Source organism: Streptomyces guryensis (assembly GCF_021261325.1).
Classification (GTDB): domain Bacteria; phylum Actinomycetota; class Actinomycetes; order Streptomycetales; family Streptomycetaceae; genus Streptomyces; species Streptomyces guryensis.
Genome location: NZ_JAJSBI010000036.1, coordinates 52019 through 69636 on the forward strand (window position 1 = coordinate 52019; position 17618 = coordinate 69636).

A 17618-nucleotide genomic window follows, 5' to 3' on the forward strand; every position below is an offset into this window, starting at 1 on the left:
ACGCGGCGGCAAGGGTTGCGCTGATTCTGCGCACATACCGCTTGGTATGTCACTAGGTGCCGATGATCGATCGCATCACGTCGGCCCCCAATAGCCACCAGGTCGGCCCTCGACGGGCACCAGGTAGCCGCATTACCGCACAAGTCCCAGCTCAGGATCCTCGCGCAGCTTGCCCAGCGCACGCGACACCGCCGACTTCACCGTACCCACCGACACACCGAGCACCTCGGCCGTCTGGACCTCGCTGAGGTCCTCGTAGTACCTGAGGACGACCATCGCCCGCTGCCGGGCCGGCAGCTTCATGATCGCCCGCCACATCGCGTCGTGCAGCGCCTGGTGCTCGGCCGGGTCGTTCCCGCCCCGCACGGGCTCCGGCTCGGGCAGCTCCTCGCACACGAACTCGTCGACCCTGCGCTTGCGCCACTGCGAGGTACGCGTGTTCAGCAGCGCACGGCGCACATAGCCGTCGAGCGCACGGTGGTCCTCGATCCGCTCCCAGGCGACATACGTCTTGGTGAGCGCGGTCTGCAGCAGGTCCTCCGCGTCGCTCGGGTTCGCGGTCAGCGACCGGGCGGTACGCAGCAGCACCGGCTGCCGGGCCCTCACGTACGACGCGAACGACGGATACGGGAGGGTCAGCGCCGCTGGCTCTGCAGCGGTCGACGCGCTGGTGCAGACGGGTGTGGTCATGGCTCCACGCTATGAGCGGGGGCACCTCCCGCTCATCGGCCGCAGGTCCCGAAGCCGAGTCCCCCTCAGGTTGTAGGGGTGGAGGTAGCTGCACCTCCTGTAGGTGGACGAGCGGCCCCGGGGTACTGCGGGATGACCCCTGGGGGCCGCCCTGCCACCAGGGCTCCCGGGCCCAGCCGCTCAGCCGTCCGCGGTCAGGACCAGGCCGGATGTGGGCACGCCGGTTCCTGCGGTGACCAGAACCCGTGCGGCCCCCGGTATTCGGTTCACGGCCGTCCCGCGCAGCTGCCGTGCCCCCTCCGCAATCCCGTTCATCCCATGGAGGTATGCCTCCCCGAGCTGCCCTCCGTGCGTATTGATCGGCAACGACTCCCCTGCCACGAAGTCCGCCGCCTCCCCTTTCCCGCAGAAACCGAACTCCTCCAGCTGCATCAGCACAAACGGAGTGAAGTGGTCGTACAGGATCGCCACGTCCATGTCGGCCGGCGTCAGCCCGGAGGTGCGCCACAGCTGGCGGGCGACCACCGACATCTCCGGCAGTCCTGTCAGGTCGTCGCGGTAGAAGCTCGTCATCTGTTCCTGCGCCCGGCCCGCGCCCTGTGCCGCCGCCGCTATGACGGCGGGCGGGTGGGGCAGATCGCGGGCCCGCTCCACCGAGGTGACGACGATCGCCTGGCCGCCGTCCGTCTCCTGGCAGCAGTCCAGGAGTCTCAGCGGCTCGACTATCCAGCGCGAGGCGGCGTGATCGGCGAGGGTGATCGGGCGGCCGTGGAAGTACGCCGCAGGGTTCGTCGCCGCGTACTTCCGGTCGACCACCGCCACATGCCCGAACGCCTCCGGGGTCAGGCCGTATGTGTGCAGATACCGCTGCGCGGCCATCGCCACCCAGGACGCCGGGGTCAGCAGCCCGAACGGCAGCGACCAGCCGAGTGCCGCGCCCTCCGCCGACGGCTCCCGGTGCTGCACCCCGGTGCCGAAGCGGCGGCCCGACCTCTCGTTGAACGCCCGGTAGCAGACCACGACCTCCGCGATCCCCGTCGCCACCGCGAGCGCCGCCTGCTGGACCGTCGCGCAGGCCGCGCCGCCGCCGTAGTGGATGCGGGAGAAGAAGGACAGTTCACCGATCCCGCAGGCCTGGGCCACGGTGATCTCCGGGCTGGTGTCCATCGTGAACGTGACCAGCCCGTCCACGTCCCCCGGTGTCAGACCGGCGTCGTCCAGCGCGGCCCGTACCGCTTCCACGGCCAGCCGCAGCTCGCTGCGCCCGGAATCCTTGGAGAACTCGGTGGCCCCGATGCCGGCGACCGCGGCCCGCCCGCCGAGTCCGTCCCGGGTGCGGACGCTCATCCGGCACCCCCGGGGCCTTCCGCGGGGACGGTGACCGTCACCGTACCCGTGACATGGCTGCCGATGGCGTTCGCGCCCACGACCCGGACCGTCGCCGTATCGCCGTCGGCCTGCTCGACGACCTTCTCCACCGTGCCCGTCAGCACCATTGTGTCCCCCGGATAGTTGGGCGCGCCCAGCCGTATGGCGACTTTGCGCAGTTCTGCGGTCGGGCCGAAGTGGTCGGTGATGTAGCGGCCGACCAGGCCGTTCGTCGTCAGGATGTTCATGAAGATGTCCGGGGAGCCCTTCTGCCGGGCCAGCTCGGCGTCGTGGTGCACGTCCTGGTAGTCGCGGGAGGCGATGGCGCCGGCCACGATCAGGGTGCGGGTGATCGGGATCTCCAGCGGCGGTAGCTTCTCACCGGCCCTCATACGGTCTCCTCCTCCCGGGCGCGGAACACCGGAAGCACCAACTCATCGTCGTACACCTGGAATTCGAGCCGAACGGGCATCCCGATCCGCACCTTGTCGCACGGCACTCCGACCACATCGCTGATCATCCGCACGCCTTCGGCGAGTTCTATGAGGGCGACCGCGTAGGGAGGGGAGAAGGCCGGGAAGGGCGGGTGGTGCATGACGACGTACGAGTACACCGTCCCCTCGCCGCTCGCCTCGACCGTGTCCCAGTCCGGGCTACCGCACTTGTTGCAGCCCGGCAGCCAGGGGAAGCGGAGGGTCGCGCAGTCGGTGCAGCGCTGGATGAGCAGTCGGTGGCGCTCGACACCTTCCCAGAAGCCGGCGTTGTCACGGTTGACGACGGGGCGCGGGCGCCTGGCGGCCTGCTCCGGCTTCCTCCGGCGCACAGGGGCGTACTTGAGGATGCGGAAGCGGTGTGTGCCCACGAGGGCCCGGCCAGCCCGGACGTCCGTCCGTGTCGTGACGAAGTACCCCGTGCCCAGCTTCGTCGTCTTCCGCTCGGACACCGACTCGATCACCGTGTCGAAGGTGATCTCGTCCCCGGGGCGCAGTGGTCGCACGTACTCCTGCTCGCAGTCGGTGGCGACGACCGAGGTGCAGCCCGCCTCGTCGAGCAGGGTGAGCAGTTCGTCGTAGTCCCCCGTGCGTCCCTCGTGGCCGGAGAGGCCGCCCATGGTCCATGCCTGGAGCATGGTGGGAGGGGCGATGGCGTCGGGGCCCGCATAGGCGGGATTGGTGTCTCCCATCGCCTCGCACCAGTGCCGGATCATGGGCGTGTTGACGGGGTCCCTGCCTCTGCCGGAAACGGTGGCGCGCCGCCCCTCGTAGGCCTTCAGCCGTGCCCCCAGCTCGTCCTCGCTCAACGTCGCCCCCTTGCCGTCTCCTGCATCGCTCATCACCCGTCGCTCGTCGCACATCGCCCATCGCACATCGCACATCGCACTGACACTTCTGGTACACCGCGGCAGCCGAGCGGGTTCCCTCGTCCCCCGTCAGAGTTTCTGACTGTCCGTCAGATAAAGTGGGCTGTCAAGGTCGGCGGTCCGCAAGCGAAAACGCCTGCGCGGCGGCACCGAAGTACCGCCGCGCAGACGCCCTTGCACCCCATGCAGCACACCCCGACCCGCTTGAGTCAGGGCACTCGGCTCACCAGAGCTCGGTGAAGTTGATGGCCACGTTCTTGTTCCCCTGGTTGACGGCCGTGAACGCGGAGCCCTTGACCTGGGCGGTGTTGCTCTGGTTCGAGGCGCCGGAGCCGACCGCGTTCTGCTGCGTGGTCGAGGAGTTGCCGGTGTTGTTGTGTCCGACACCGCCGCCGACGACGCTTGCGACACCCGCGTTCGATCCGTTGTCCGCGATGGCACCGTTGCCCGCCGCCGCGACGCCGGTGAAGAGTGCGGCTGCCAGCGGAAGGGCGGAGACGGCGGCGATGACGCGGGCGGTACGGATGCTTGCCATGTTGTTCCTCCAGAACACCAACGTGAAGTACGGCTGATACCAAGGCGGTTGGCCGACCACCCCGGCGGTGTGCACGACGTCGCAAGATCAGAGTTGCCCACCACCCCCCGGCGAACCACACCGGAACGCACGATTCCTCCTCAAGTGCTACGACAAGTCGATAAACCCCTATCGCCACTTTCAAGGCCCCTTTAGGGACAGTACGGACGTCTAAACCCCAAGCGCCGCAAGGGGTGCAGCGGTCGGCACTTTTCCGGCCAACCTCCACATCCCGGCGCGTCGCCACCGCCCCCTCTTCCCTTTTTCGAACGTACGTACGAGCATAGAGGTATGGCCACCACCGACCGGCAGGCCACGACGCTGGCCCTCGCACACGCCCTGTCAGTCGCCGAGCGCGGACTGGCCGTCATCCCCCTGTCCCGGACGAAACTCCCGGCCCTGCGCTCCCCTCACCACGACGACCCCGCACCCCAGACCTGCCACGGCGAGTGCGGCCGCCTCGGACACGGGGTGTACGACGCCTCGACCGACCCGGCACGCATCCGCGAACTGTTCGCCGCGGCCCCCTGGGCGACCGGCTACGGCATCGCCTGCGGGCTTCCGCCCCACCACCTGATCGGCGTCGACCTCGACACGAAGTCCGGTACGGACTCCTCGGCAGCCCTGCGCGAACTGGCCCTGCGCCACCTCTTCACGATCCCCGAGACGGTCGTCGTCCTCACCCCCAGCGGCGGCCGGCACCTCTGGCTGAGCGGCCCACCCGACGCCGCCGTCCCCAACTCCGCCGGCCGCCTCGCCCCCGGCATCGACATCCGCGGCGCCGGCGGCTACCTCGTTGGCCCCGGCTCCCGCACCGACCACGGCGTCTATGCGGCGGCCCCCGGCACCGCCCATCTCGCGCCCGCCGCCTGCCCTCCTGCCCTCCTGCGTCTCCTGCTCCCGCCGCCGCGCCCCGCCCACCCCTCGACCCACCCGTCGGCCGGCGACCACGGCCAGGGCCTGGTCCAGTTCGTCTTCGCCGCGCACGAGGGGCAGCGCAACACCCGACTGTTCTGGGCCGCCTGCCGCGCATACGAGAACGGCATCGGGCCGGCCCTGGTCGCGCCCTTACTGGACGCGGCCCTCAACACCGGCCTGTCCGAACGCGAGGCGCGGGCCACGATCGCGTCGGCGGCGCGGATGACGGGGCACCGGCCGTGAGGCCGGACGAGACATTGAGCACCTGAGCAATTGAGTACTTGAGCAGAGGACGTCCATGCACGACCGCCCCAGAGCGCGGACCATGTCGCTGGCCCGCGTGGTCCTCTGCTCCGGCCGCTCCGTCGACCTCGCCGAACTGCGGCTGTCGTCGACGTACCGAGGAATGACGGAGGGCCACCCCGGCTACCCCTGCAGGCCGGTCAACGAAATGGTGATCAAGGGCCTGCTCAGCACCGCCGAACGCACGTCCTTTGCCACCCCGGTCCACCTCGTTCCGCCCCCACGCGAATACCCGGACCAGTACGCGGGCGCCTTCGGCCCCGTCGAGGTCCTGCCGTCCGTCGCCTGCGTGGGCTCTTTCCGCTCAACGGCACTGGACCCGTCCCACGACCCGATCCTGTACCGCTCGGCCCTGACCGTCATCTGGTTCCAGCAGAGCGCCTGGGTACCGAGCGAGTGCGATGCGGAGGGGGCCTTGCGAGAAGTGGACTGGGAGGGATTGGCGCGGGACTGCGAGCTTTAGCCGACCGGGACCGGCCTCGCACCCGTTCGATCGGCCAGGCGATCATCCCTGCGGCGCCGGTGCGAACTCAGTGGCATCGGTGCCGGCGCGGGCACAGACCACGGATGGGGAAGCGTGTTGTTGCCACACAGAGCAAGAGAGCCTTGGTGCCGGAATCATTCCGGCACCAAGGCTCGACCACCTGCGGTGGGTGTGGGATTTGAACCCACGGTGACTCGCGCCACGACGGTTTTCAAGACCGTTCCCTTAGGCCGCTCGGGCAACCCACCCCGCTGCCGCCCACCAGGGGCGGAGCGGGTACAGCGTACCGGGCGCGGGCGTCGGATGTGGGCCGTGGTGTCAGCTGTCGCCCTGTCGCGAGCCCAGGGTGAGCTGGACCGTGTGGGACTTGCCGTCGCGTTCGTAGGTGATCGTGACCTGGTCGCCGGGCTTGTGCGTCCAGATCTCGCCGATCAGGGTGGGGCCGGAGTCGATGACGTGGTCGTCGAGCTTGGTGATCACGTCACCGGGCTTGAGGCCTGCCTTGTCGGCGGGGCCGCCGGACTCGACCGCCGCGGAGCCGCTGGCGCCCTGTTCGGTGATCTTCGCGCCGCTCGAGGAGTCCTCCAGGGAGACGGAGGCGCCGATCTTCGCGTAGACCGGCTTGCCGGTCTTGATCAGCTGCTGGGCGACGTACTTGGCCTGGTTGATCGGGATGGCGAAGCCCAGGCCGATCGAGCCGGACTGGCTGGTGCCGCCGAGGCCGCCGCTGCCGGTGGACTGGATCGCGGAGTTGATGCCTATGACGTTGCCCGACGCATCGAGCAGCGGGCCGCCGGAGTTGCCCGGGTTTATCGAGGCGTCCGTCTGCAGGGCGCTCATGTACGACGCACTGCTGCTGCCGGAGCCGTCGCTGGAGGCCACCGGGCGGTCCTTGGCGCTGATGATGCCCGTCGTGACCGTGTTGGACAGGCCGAAGGGGGCGCCGATGGCGATCGTCGAGTCGCCCACGGCCACCTTGTCGGAGTCGCCCAGGGTCAGGGGCTTGAGGTCCGACGGGGCGTTCTTGAGCTTGATGACCGCCACGTCGTAGCCCTGCGCGTGGCCGACGACCTCGGCGTCGTACTTCTTGCCGTTCGGGAAGGTCGCCGTGAGCTTGCCGCCGTCGACCGCGTCCGCGACGACGTGGTTGTTGGTGACGATGTGGCCCTGGGTGTCGAAGACGAAACCGGTGCCGGTGCCGCCCTCGCCGCTGGTGGACTCCGCCTCGATGGTGACCGTGCTGGGCAGCGCCCTGGCGGCCACGCCCGCGACCGTGCCCGCGTCGCGCTTGACGTCACCGCCGCTGGTGGAGGCGGAGACCGTCGTGGAGCCGGTGTTGTCGTCGTTGTTCTTGGCCAGCGTGTAGCCGAGGCCGCCGCCCAGACCACCGGCGACCAGCGCGGCCACCAGGATCGCGGCCACGAGACCGCCGCGGCCGGACTTCGGCGCCGGCTGCTGCTGGTACGAGGAGCCCCAGCCCGAGCCCGCGCCGCCCGCGCCGCCGTCGGCGTACGAGGGCATGGCCGGAGGCGGCCAGGACGCGTCCGGAGCCGAGCCCGCGTGCGCCGGCTGCTGCTCCTGCGTGTGCTCCTGCGCGCCGGGGGCGCTCGGAGGTACGGGCGGAAGCGGGGCCGTCGGGTCGCTCCCCTCGGGAGCGGCGGGTGCCGAGGGATGGGGAGCGTCCACCGGCACGGGGGGTGCGGACGGGGCCGGGGGTACCGCGGTGCCCTCGTTCTCGGTGCTCACAGCTTCTCTCCTCGGTCCACGGCTGTTGTTCTCGGTCGCACTCGGTCACGCTCGTTCACGTTTCTCGACGGTCCGGCGCGATGCAGCTGTGCATGTTCTTTTGTATGCCGTCAGCTTTTCCCATGAGCCGTCAGGGCACCATAAGCGGTGCCTGTGGGTCCGGGGCCATTCTTTATATAGGCCATGACAGGCAAAAGGGGCGCAATCTATGCTCCTCCGATCGCACGACTACCCGCCTGCGGTGGCACCATGACGCGGTGACCCACGCACGCCGGCACCGGATTCAAGTCGTAGCCCACCGCGGAGCCTCGGAAGAGGCCCCCGAGCACACCCTGGCCGCGTACAAGAAGGCGATCGAGGACGGTGCGGACGCCCTCGAGTGCGATGTACGCCTGACCGCGGACGGCCATCTCGTCTGCGTCCACGATCGTCGCGTCAACCGTACGTCGAACGGGCGGGGAGCGGTCTCGGCGCTGGAGCTCGCCGACCTGGCCGCCCTGGACTTCGGTTCGCGCAAAACACGGGAGCTGTGGCGCACGCGCGACGAGGAGCCCGACTGGGAGTTCCGGCCCGAGGACCGGGAGGACACCTCCGTACTCACCCTGGAGCGGCTGCTGGAGCTGGTCGCGGACGCGGGGCGGCGGGTGGAGCTGGCGATCGAGACCAAGCACCCGACGCGGTGGGCGGGGCAGGTGGAGGAGCGGCTGCTGGTACTGCTGAAACGGTTCGGACTGGACGCCCCGGCCTCCGCCGCAGAGTCCCCGGTCCGCGTGATGAGCTTCTCGGCCCGGTCGCTGCACCGCGTGCGTGCCGCCTCGCCGACCCTGCCGACGGTCTATCTTCTGCAGTTCGTCTCGCCCAGGCTGCGCGACGGACGGCTTCCGGCGGGTGTCCGGATCGCGGGCCCCTCGATCCGCATCGTGCGCAACCATCCCGCATACATCGAGCGCCTGAAGCAGGCCGGCCACCAGGTGCACGTGTGGACGGTGAACGAGCCCGAGGACGTGGATCTCTGCGTCGACCTGGGCATCGACGCCATCATCACCAACCGCCCGCGCGCGGTGCTGCGTCAGCTCGGTCGCTGATCTGCGTCGGCGCGGCCACCGGGCGACGTCGCTCACCGTTCGTCACCCCGGTTCGTCACTGTTGTGCCACCGGTAAAGACCTGTGAAGAACCCTTGACCCACCCGCCACTCGGGCACCATCCTCCAGACTCGGCCACAGTCGAAATCCAGCCACACGGCTACAGGGAGTGCCCCGGCGCATTCGCTCCGTATTTGATCGTTGCGAATGCGTCGCTGAACGTGGATTGGCCGGTTTCCGGTACAGGCCAATGGGGCATCCACACCGTGGCGTGGGGCAAAGGAGGTCTCGGGGGTGGCGTTGGTGGTGGCACAGGAGGTGCCCACGTCGTCGAGCATGGCCGTACCCCATGGCCCTGCGGGCGTGGGGGAGGCGAGGCACCGTATGCGCGATCACTTGCGCTCGGGCGGTGTGTCGGACGCGGTCATCGACGATGCCGTACTCATTCTGTCCGAACTCTTGAGCAACGCGTGCAAGCACGGCCGGCCGCTGGGCGACGCCCTGGCCGGGGACGGCGACGTCCGGGCCGCATGGCGCGTGGACCTGGGCGGCCGGCTCACCGTGGAGGTGACGGACGGCGGCGGACCCACCCGCCCGGCTCCGGCCACGCCCTCGGTCACCGCGCACGGCGGCCGCGGGCTGAACATCATCACCGCGCTGGCCGACGACTGGGGTGTACGGGACGACGCCCGCGGCGAGGTCACGGTATGGGTCGTCGTGCACGAGGACGTCCACGACCCGGACGCCGGGCTGCGTCGCGACGACTTCGCTACGCGCGTCACCGCCCCGACGGTGTCGAGGATCCCTGCGATGCCGGGCCTGGACTTCGCGGACGCGTTCGACGACCTGGACTGAACACCTGGCTGTCCACAGGTCCCCGTGGCTCACGGCGTGAACGGCTAGGCTCCCGCCGTACCAGACGAGCCGTAACCGGGAGACACCCACGATGGCCAAGAAGCGACCCCAGACGAAGGCCAAGCGCCCGCAGATCACGGACGGAGCCCGCGCCGGAGGCGCTAACGGGGACGTTCCGGTCGTCGGCGCGCGCGAGCCCTGCCCCTGTGGCAGTGGCCGCCGCTACAAGGCCTGTCACGGACGGGCCGCCGCGCACGCCGTGACCGAGCTGGTGCACCGTCCCTTCGAGGGACTTCCGGGCGAGTGCGACTGGGTGGCGCTGCGTGAGCTGGTGCCCGTGGCCACGGTCGAACTGCCCCTGAAGGGCGGCCTGCCCGAGGGCGTCCCGTCCCTCACGCTGGCGACGGTGCTGCCGATGGCCTGGCCGGCCCTGCGCCGCGACGACGGCTCGGTGCTGCTGGGTCTGCAGAACGACACGGCGTCCGGCGACATCAGCCGCGACCTCGCAGACACCCTCCAGCGCGCGCTGACCGCCGAGCCCGGCACGCCGGTCGAGGGCCGGCGCGCTCCGGCCGACGGTCCTCGGCTGCAGGATCTGCTTGATTCCGAAGGCGCGTTCGAGCCAGTTGTGCACAGCGGCTTCGAGTTCTGGGTCCCTGACTCCGAGAACGCCACGCCGGAGGTGGCCGCCTCCCTGGAGCGGGCCAACGCGGCGGCCATCCCGACCGCGAAGCTCACCGGCGTGGACGCCGCCTACTGGTGCGAGACGCCGGACAAGAACCACCTGCGCTGGGTCATGCCCCACCCGGAGGAGGCGCTTCTGGACGCCCTTGCGCGGCTGCACGCGGCGGGCCGGTCGAACCTCGGTGAAGGCACCCGCCTCGTGGGTTCCTTCCGCGCTCACGGGCTCACCGTCCCGGTCTGGGACCTGCCGAGCGGGGTCGGTGCGGACGACATCGAGAAGCCGGCGGCCGAGTTCGCCGAGCGCCTCGCGGCCGCCCTCGCCTCGGACGCACCGCTGACCCCCGACGAGCGCCGCGCACGCGGCGGTCTCACCAACCGGCAGGTCACGCTCAGTTGACGAAGAGTGACGAGATGGGGTCCGGCTGACCGACCGGTCAGCCGGACCCCATCTTTCGGAATCGGTGCCTCCGCTCACAAGTCCCGCTGGGAACAAGCAAATACGTGACTGGAAAGCCCGGATCGAATTTGCGAACCGGGGATCTCTTGTTACCGTTCCAGTAGCCCGGTTGCTGGTGCATCCCCCGTCGCCAGCAACCGGGTCTTTTCACGCCCGCGATTTCTTCACGGGATACGGTCGCCCGTCAACTGTCCGTCAACTGCCGGTGGCTCTCCCGGAGTTGCTTCCGGAGCGCAGCAGCAACGGACCGCGCCCGGCCTGTCCCGCGAACTCCGCGACCGCCGTGTAGCCGTCCAGCGCGCCGCGGGTGCGCTGCCGCGGTGTCTCGCACATCCCCGGCTCGTCCTCGGCGCCCACGGCGCAGCTCAGCTGCACGGTGCGGCCACCGGGCCCCATGAGACTCAGTGCGGAGTCCAGGGCCTTGCCGGTCACATTGCGGTAGTAGGTGCGCCCCCAGGTGTCCTCGCCCTGCGTGAGCACACAGGTCTGTGCCTCGACGCCTTCGGGAGAGGTGAGTTCGGGGCCGCAGCGGACGGCTGTGTCCAGGCCGAGATCGAGGAGCAGGGGGGTGGTGGTGCCCCCGCGCGAGGCTGTTCGAGCGTGGGGGAGGGCGGGAGCGACGGAGGGCGCCTTGGCATCCTGGTGACGCGGGGAGGCACGTACGGATTCGCGCGCCGGGGCACGCACGACGGTGTGCCCCTCGTCGCCCGCCGGTCCCGCGGACGCCACGGCCAGTGGCAGCGCGACCGCGCACGCCACCACACCCGCCATGGCGATCAGACGGAATCGGGGGTCTGGGGGGTGGCCCCCGGGATCATGCAGCATGTGCGGAAGATAACGAGCACGCGCGTGCGTGCCGTCCCGCGCGCGCCGGACACCCCTACAACTCGGGCGCGCTCACACCCGTACGAGTGAGGGCCTCGACCGCGGCGTCCACCACGGCCTCGACGTCGGGGACCCAGGGGGAGGCGGAACCGGGCAGGGGTGCGCGCTCCCAGCGGATCTCGCCCTCGCCGGTCTCGGACGGGGGCAGGGCCACGTAGCCGCCCTCGCCGTGGAAGCGGAGGGAGCCGGGGACGAAGTCCTTGGCGTAGAGCAGCTCGCCCAACTGCTCCAAGGTGTAGGGCTTCACGAGGACCGCCCAGCGGCTGGGCGAGGCGACGACCGGGCCGAGGCGCATGCCCATGCGGTCGAGTGCGGTGAGGGCGTGCGAGGCGGCGAGGGCCGGCATGCTCACCGCGCAGGGAGCCGTGCCGCCGGTGGCCAGGATGACGGGTGCGGCCGGCCGGTTGCTCCACCACCAGCGCACCATGCGGGCGTCGGTGGTGGCCGCGAGGAGGCCGGGGTCGAAGGGATGCGCACCCGGCACCGTGCACTCCGCGTCCGGGCAGCCGCAGCGGGAACGCCCCTGCGGGTCCGCCGCCACACCCGGGAGTACGGGCCACTGCCATTCCGTCGCGAAGGTCAGGGCTGCGCTGATCAACTCAGGCCTTCCGTCGCTGCGCTTGGACAGGAGCCTGCGTCGCTTTCCGAGGATCTCGCGCATGAGCGCTCGTTCCTTTCCGTTGCACCGCTGGCAACACCGTGGGGGCCACATCACACCATGTGTCGATCACTTCACTGTGCGTACCTGTTGGCGCATCACACCCCTGCTCTGGGCAAGGGGAACCCCTATGGGCCGAACGTTGACTGCATCCGCGGCAGCCTCGTCCATGCTGCATCCATCAAAAGCATGGGCGTGGCGTGGGGGGTGGCGAAGTCTGGCGTTTTGCTGTCCCGCGTATTTCTCTTCGCCTCCGCCACGGGAGGATGGGGCTCGGTCGTCGGTGGCTAAGACGCCCGGAGTCGGTCACCAGGTTCCGGGTGGCGCTCGACCACCCCTGGCCTTCTCCGAGTACGTACCCATCACGACCGCTGTGACGCTCCGTCGAGCAAGCCCAGTCGACCGCAATACCCCGTTACCCGAGTCAGTTTTAAGCCAAATTTGCTTTTAGGCAAGGGGATCACTGGCTGCCCATGGACACCAGGAATCCCAGCAGGACAATGCTGGACATCCCCTTACGAGTGCGTGTACATGTGGAGACACCGCTAGCGGCGCAGAATGACATGGGGGTTTGCGATGCTTTTGAGCAATACGCACCGGTCGGGAAGCCGGACGCCATGAACGCCCCTCACCCTTCGAAAGTGGCCGGAATCGATTCAACGGTTCCTTCGCCCGCACACACTGTCGCGCCCGCGCCCGCAACCCCGGGTACCCCACCGGTCCCTCCGCCGAACCCGCCCGGGGCGCTGCTCACCGACCGGCTGGCCGGCTGGGTCTCCGACCTCACGACACTCCATGAACTCACGGAACGTCTGAACCGCACGGACTCCCTCACGGACGCCCTGACGGAACTGCTGCGCGCCGGAGCCGCCCTCGTGGGCGCCCAGCGCGGTCTCGTCGTCCTGGAACCGGGCGACGGACTCGGACCGGAGACGACGATCGGCCTCGGCCTCGCCCGCGCCGACCTCGGGCACATCGAGACCGTGCCCCGCAGTGCCATGTCGTACGGCCGCATCCTCGACGGACTGCCGGGCGGGGACGGCGAGATCGCCGAGCCGGACCTCTTCGCCGAGGACGGGCTCGACCCCCGGCACCGCCAGGTGGCCGCCCGTCTCGGCTACGCCGCCTGCTACGCCCTTCCCCTGGCCGGCGAGCGGGCGGGGCGGCTCGGCGCCGCGGTCTGGCTCTACGACGAGCCCGCCGAACCTGTCGAGCGGCAGCGCCATCTCGTCGGTCTCTACGCCCGTTACGCCGGCGAGCACCTGGCCCGGCTGGTGGAGCTGGAACGCACGCGTGCGTGCATGACGACGATGGCCGAGGAGCTGCTGCCGTCCCGGCTCCCCCGGGTGCCCGGCGTCCAGCTCGCCGCCCGTCACCGCACCGGCCCGCGCGGCGGCGGCGACTGGTTCGACGCGCTGCCGCTGCCCGACGCCGCGCTGGGTCTGGCGGTGGGCTCGGTGACCGGTTCCGGGCCGAGCGCGGTCGCCGCGATGGGTCGGCTGCGGGCCTCCTTGCGGGCGTACGCGGTGATGGAGGGCGAGGACCCGGTGGCGGTCCTGTCCGACCTGGAGCTGCTGCTCCGCCTCACCGAGCCCGCCCGCTCCGCCACCGCCCTGTTCGCCTACTGCGAACCCTCCCTGTGCAAGATCACGCTGGCCGGTGCGGGGCACTGCCCGCCGCTGCTGGTCGGCGAGCGGCGTACGGAGTTCGTGGAGACATCCGTGTCCGCGCCGCTCGGCATGCTCGCCTGCTGGGAGGCGCCGAGCATGGAGTTCCAGGCGGAGCGCGGCGAAACGGTGCTGCTCTACACCGACGGTCTGCTGCACCGCACCGGAGACCCCACGGACCGCGCCTTCGCCCGGCTGCACGCGGCGGCGGCCGCTGTGCCCAGGGCCCTGCGCCACGACCCGGACGCGATCGCCGACCACGTGCTGCGGACGGTCCTTCCCAACGGGCGGGACGCCGCGGACAGCGAAGAGGACGTGGTGCTGCTGGCGGCTCGCTTCGAGTAGGAGTCGGTAAGGGTCTTCCGCGCCTGGGCCCCCTTCCGTACGACCGTACGATGGAGGGGGTCCAGTGCCGTATCGAGGAGGATGACCGTGGCCGACGAGCTCACCCCGGCCGAGCCCATTGCTGCCACCGCAGCGGGCCCGGAAGAGAGCGAAGAGCCGATCAAGCAGCGCAAGAACGGCCTGTACCCGGGCGTGTCCGACGAGCTGGCCGAGAACATGAAGTCCGGCTGGGCCGACACGGAGCTGCGTGACCTGGAGCCGATCGCCCAGGCCGCCGAGACCGCGGCGCGGCGCTCCGCGCTGTCGGCGCGTTTCCCGGGTGAGCGTCTGGTGATCCCGGCGGGCAACCTGAAGACCCGCTCGAACGACACGGAGTACGCCTTCCGCGCGTCCGTGGAGTACGCGTACCTCACCGGCAACCAGACCGAGGACGGCGTCCTGGTCCTGGAGCCGACCGCGGACGGCCACAAGGGGACGATCTACCTCCTCCCGCGCTCCGACCGCGAGAACGGCGAGTTCTGGCTCTCCGGCCAGGGCGAGCTGTGGGTCGGCCGCCGTCACTCGCTGACCGAGGCGGCGAAGCTTTACGGCATCCCCGCCTCCGACGTGCGTGAACTGGCGGGCGCGCTGCGCGAGGCCACCGGTCCGGTGCGGGTCCTGCGCGGGTACGACGCCGCGATCGAGGCCGCGCTGACCGACAAGGTCACCGCCGAGCGCGACGCGGAACTGCGGGTCTTCCTCTCCGAGGCACGGCTGGTCAAGGACGAGTTCGAGGTCGGCGAGCTGCAGAAGGCCGTCGACTCGACGGTGCGCGGCTTCGAGGACGTCGTACGCGTGCTGGACAAGGCCGAGGCGACCTCCGAGCGCTACATCGAGGGCACGTTCTTCCTCCGCGCGCGCGTGGAGGGCAACGACGTCGGCTACGGCACCATCGCCGCCGCCGGGCCGCACGCCTGCACGCTGCACTGGGTGCGCAACGACGGGCCGGTGCGCTCGGGTGACCTGCTGCTGCTGGACGCGGGCGTCGAGACGCACACGTACTACACGGCCGACGTGACGCGCACCCTCCCGGTCAACGGGCGTTTCTCCGAGATCCAGAAGAAGATCTACGACGCCGTGTACGACGCCCAGGAGGCCGGTATCGCGGCGGTGAAGCCGGGCGGCAAGTACCGGGACTTCCATGACGCCGCGCAGCGTGTGCTCGCCGAGCGGCTCGTCGAGTGGGACCTGGTCGAGGGGCCCGTGGAGCGGGTGCTGGAGCTCGGGCTGCAGCGGCGGTGGACCCTGCACGGGACCGGGCACATGCTCGGCATGGACGTGCACGACTGCGCTGCCGCGCGCGTGGAGTCCTACGTCGACGGAACGCTCGAGCCCGGGATGTGCCTCACGGTCGAGCCGGGGCTGTACTTCCAGGCCGATGACCTGACGGTGCCGGAGGAGTACCGGGGGATCGGGGTCCGGATCGAGGACGACATCCTGGTGACGGCGGACGGCAACCGGAATCTGTCGGACGGGCTGCCGCGCCGGTCCGACGAGGTCGAGGCCTGGATGGCCTCGCTCAAGGGCTGATACGAGACGGATGGCCGGGTACCGGTGGGGTGCCCGGCCATTGCCGTGCGTGGATTCACCAACCTAGGGGGAGCGTCGTCGTGGACGACTTCTGGTCCGGCGTCGGAGTCGACCTGCATCTTGAGCCCGATTCCGGTGACGGTCGGCGGGTCGGGCTCGAGCGGGCGCTCAGGGACGCCGTGCGGGACGGGCGGCTGGCGCCCGGCACGCGGCTGCCGGCCACCCGGCGGCTCGCCACCGAACTCGGGGTCTCGCGGGGGACCGCCAAGGCCGCCTACGACCAGTTGGTCGCCGAGGGGTATCTGACGGCCCGCCAGGGGTCGGGCACCCAGGTCGCCTCGCTGCCCTCCCTGGACGCCGACGCGCCGGAGGCGGCCGCACGCGCGCGTACGCCGCGTTTTGATCTGCGGCCCGGCAGCCCGGACGTCGGGGCGTTTCCTGCGGCGGCATGGCTGCGGGCGCTGCGACGGGCCATCGCCACGGCGCCACTGCTGGCGTACGACTACGGGGATCCACGCGGTCGTATCGAGCTGCGGACCGCGCTGTCGGGCTATCTGGGACGGGCGCGAGGGGTCATCGCGCCGCCCGAGCGGATCGTGATCACCTCCGGGTATGTGCAGGGGCTGGCGCTGCTCACGCGCGTGCTGGACGGTGCCGAGATCGCCATGGAGGACCCTGGGCTGCCGTTCCACCGGGAGGTGGTCCGGCACAACGGCGGAACCGTGGTGCCGGTACGGGTCGACGAACGAGGCGTGTGCGCACAGGAGTTGGGGGACCTCAGGGCGGTTGTCGTCACGCCGGCCCATCAGTACCCGACCGGTGTGACGCTGCACCCCGCGCGGCGGCGAGCGCTCACGGACTGGGCACGCGCGCGTGGCGGGCTGATCGTCGAGGACGACTACGACGGGGAGTTCCGCTACGACCGGCAGCCCGTCGGCGCGCTCCAGGGGATGGCACCGGGACGGGTCGTGTACCTGGGCACCGCCTCGAAGACGCTGGGGCCCGCGCTGCGGCTCGGCTGGATGGTGCTGCCGCCGCACCTGGTGGACGCGGTCGCCGACGCCAAACTGCACAGCGACCACCACACCGAGTCCATCGGCCAGTTGGCGCTCGCCGAGCTCATCGACAGCCATGCCTACGACCGGCACGTGCGCGCGTGCCGGCTCAGATACCGCAGACGCAGGGACCAGCTGCTGGACCGGCTCGGCGGCCGGCTCGACGTGCGCGGCATCGCCGCCGGGCTGCACGCGCTCGTGGAGGTCGCCGACGAGGAGGCGGCGCTGAAGCGGGCCGAGGCGGAGGGGCTCGCCGTCGGCCGCCTGGGAGACCACTGGCACACACCCGGCGAGGGGCGGCCCCAGGGGCTCGTCGTCGGCTACGGAACGCCTCGGGAGCGGGCGTATCCGGAGGCGTTGGAGGTCCTGGGGAAGGTGCTGGAGAGGGCCTGAGGGTCCCCGGTCACGGGGCTGTGGGCGAGTGCCGAGCGGCGGGGAGTCCAGGAACAGCGCGCCCGCCCCGCGACCCGCACTCCCGGCGGGCTACACGCGCGGTGCCAGGGAGGGCCTGAAGAACCCCGTCGTACAGGCCGTACACGGGTGCCGGCAGGCAGCAGGTCCCGGAACAGCGCGCGCCACGAGACCCGCACCCCAGGCGGGCTCCACACACAGAACGGGCGTACCCGCAGGTGCCGGAGAGGGCCGGAAGGATCCCGGTCACGCGGGCCGTGTGCTGCCGAGCCGTAGGGAGTCCAGGAACAGTCCTCGCTCTCCGCGGGGGCCGAGCCGCCGGGGTCGGCGGTGGTGTAGCCGGAGCAGTAACCCCAGGCGTCGCAGTGCCGGATCTTCACGGCCGCCCCGGAGACCGGGGTGCCGCCGTCGGTGGCGTCGACGACGGTCAGGCGCAGGGTCAGCGGGACGCGCGCCTTGCCCTCGGTGATGTCCCTACGGACCAGCGCTCTGTGGTTTCCCGTCAT

Annotated in this window: 17 protein-coding genes and 1 tRNA gene; 8 read left to right on the forward strand and 10 right to left on the reverse strand. The window is 70.7% G+C overall.

Annotation, left to right across the window (positions count from 1 at the left end; translation table 11 throughout):
* Nucleotides 1-132: 132 nt before the first annotated feature.
* From LJ657_RS42645 to LJ657_RS42665, 5 genes are all read right to left on the reverse strand, one after another.
* Nucleotides 133-690, reverse strand: coding sequence for a SigE family RNA polymerase sigma factor (locus LJ657_RS42645; protein ID WP_232655085.1), 558 nt, complete (start codon nucleotides 688-690; stop codon nucleotides 133-135).
* A 180-nt stretch (nucleotides 691-870) separates the two neighbouring features.
* A complete protein-coding gene (locus LJ657_RS42650; RefSeq protein WP_232655086.1) occupies nucleotides 871-2037 on the reverse strand; it encodes a lipid-transfer protein in 1167 nt (388 codons plus the stop codon).
* Nucleotides 2034-2450: a MaoC family dehydratase gene (locus LJ657_RS42655; RefSeq protein ID WP_232655087.1), complete on the reverse strand. Its 417-nt coding sequence runs from the start codon at nucleotides 2448-2450 to the stop codon at nucleotides 2034-2036. Before LJ657_RS42655 ends, LJ657_RS42650 begins: the two co-directional genes overlap by 4 nt.
* The gene (locus LJ657_RS42660) at nucleotides 2447-3391 is read right to left on the reverse strand and encodes a bifunctional MaoC family dehydratase N-terminal/OB-fold nucleic acid binding domain-containing protein (RefSeq protein ID WP_232655088.1); all 945 of its coding nucleotides are present in this window, start codon (nucleotides 3389-3391) and stop codon (nucleotides 2447-2449) included. Before LJ657_RS42660 ends, LJ657_RS42655 begins: the two co-directional genes overlap by 4 nt.
* Nucleotides 3392-3641: 250 nt before the next feature.
* Entirely contained in the window at nucleotides 3642-3953 is a 312-nt protein-coding gene (locus LJ657_RS42665; RefSeq protein ID WP_232655089.1) for a hypothetical protein, read from the reverse strand.
* A 330-nt stretch (nucleotides 3954-4283) separates the two neighbouring features.
* On the opposite strand from LJ657_RS42665, the gene LJ657_RS42670 reads away from it, so the two are divergent.
* Nucleotides 4284-5153: a bifunctional DNA primase/polymerase gene (locus LJ657_RS42670; protein ID WP_232655090.1), complete on the forward strand. Its 870-nt coding sequence runs from the start codon at nucleotides 4284-4286 to the stop codon at nucleotides 5151-5153.
* Between the two features lie 55 nt (nucleotides 5154-5208).
* Complete coding sequence (locus LJ657_RS42675; RefSeq protein ID WP_232655091.1) at nucleotides 5209-5676, forward strand: hypothetical protein; 468 nt, start codon at nucleotides 5209-5211, stop codon at nucleotides 5674-5676.
* Between the two features lie 184 nt (nucleotides 5677-5860).
* Here the strand turns inward: LJ657_RS42675 and LJ657_RS42680 are convergent.
* Nucleotides 5861-5945: transfer RNA gene (locus tag LJ657_RS42680), tRNA-Ser, on the reverse strand.
* Nucleotides 5946-6015: 70 nt separating this feature from the next.
* Nucleotides 6016-7443, reverse strand: coding sequence for a S1C family serine protease (locus tag LJ657_RS42685; RefSeq protein WP_232655092.1), 1428 nt, complete (start codon nucleotides 7441-7443; stop codon nucleotides 6016-6018).
* A gap of 257 nt (nucleotides 7444-7700) precedes the next feature.
* Here LJ657_RS42685 and LJ657_RS42690 point away from each other — a divergent pair, with 257 nt between their 5' ends.
* The 3 genes from LJ657_RS42690 (at nucleotide 7701) to LJ657_RS42700 (ending at nucleotide 10462) form a co-directional block, all read left to right on the forward strand.
* Complete coding sequence (locus tag LJ657_RS42690) at nucleotides 7701-8528, forward strand: glycerophosphodiester phosphodiesterase (protein ID WP_232655093.1); 828 nt, start codon at nucleotides 7701-7703, stop codon at nucleotides 8526-8528.
* A gap of 292 nt (nucleotides 8529-8820) precedes the next feature.
* The gene (locus LJ657_RS42695) at nucleotides 8821-9381 is read left to right on the forward strand and encodes an ATP-binding protein (RefSeq protein WP_372488052.1); all 561 of its coding nucleotides are present in this window, start codon (nucleotides 8821-8823) and stop codon (nucleotides 9379-9381) included.
* A gap of 91 nt (nucleotides 9382-9472) precedes the next feature.
* Nucleotides 9473-10462: a DUF5926 family protein gene (locus LJ657_RS42700; protein ID WP_232655094.1), complete on the forward strand. Its 990-nt coding sequence runs from the start codon at nucleotides 9473-9475 to the stop codon at nucleotides 10460-10462.
* Nucleotides 10463-10717: 255 nt separating this feature from the next.
* Here LJ657_RS42700 and LJ657_RS42705 read toward each other — a convergent pair whose 3' ends face one another.
* Nucleotides 10718-11347 carry a hypothetical protein gene (locus LJ657_RS42705; RefSeq protein ID WP_232655095.1) on the reverse strand — a complete coding sequence of 210 codons (630 nt, stop codon included), beginning with the start codon at nucleotides 11345-11347 and terminating at the stop codon, nucleotides 10718-10720.
* A gap of 55 nt (nucleotides 11348-11402) precedes the next feature.
* The gene (locus LJ657_RS42710; protein ID WP_232655096.1) at nucleotides 11403-12068 is read right to left on the reverse strand and encodes a bifunctional DNA primase/polymerase; all 666 of its coding nucleotides are present in this window, start codon (nucleotides 12066-12068) and stop codon (nucleotides 11403-11405) included.
* Between the two features lie 497 nt (nucleotides 12069-12565).
* On the opposite strand from LJ657_RS42710, the gene LJ657_RS42715 reads away from it, so the two are divergent.
* The 3 genes from LJ657_RS42715 to pdxR all read left to right on the forward strand — a co-directional run bounded on the left by LJ657_RS42715 (nucleotide 12566) and on the right by pdxR (nucleotide 17094).
* On the forward strand, nucleotides 12566-14077 hold the full coding sequence (locus LJ657_RS42715) for a PP2C family protein-serine/threonine phosphatase (RefSeq protein ID WP_232655119.1): 1512 nt from the start codon (nucleotides 12566-12568) through the stop codon (nucleotides 14075-14077).
* Between the two features lie 87 nt (nucleotides 14078-14164).
* Nucleotides 14165-15646, forward strand: coding sequence for an aminopeptidase P family protein (locus LJ657_RS42720; RefSeq protein ID WP_232655097.1), 1482 nt, complete (start codon nucleotides 14165-14167; stop codon nucleotides 15644-15646).
* Between the two features lie 80 nt (nucleotides 15647-15726).
* Entirely contained in the window at nucleotides 15727-17094 is a 1368-nt protein-coding gene (gene pdxR, locus LJ657_RS42725; protein ID WP_232655098.1) for a MocR-like pyridoxine biosynthesis transcription factor PdxR, read from the forward strand.
* On the opposite strand, the gene LJ657_RS49430 is transcribed toward pdxR, so the two are convergent.
* Nucleotides 17022-17618 (reverse strand): peptidase associated/transthyretin-like domain-containing protein, encoded by a 597-nt coding sequence (locus LJ657_RS49430; RefSeq protein ID WP_443735575.1) that lies wholly within the window; start codon nucleotides 17616-17618, stop codon nucleotides 17022-17024. The genes pdxR and LJ657_RS49430 overlap by 73 nt on opposite strands.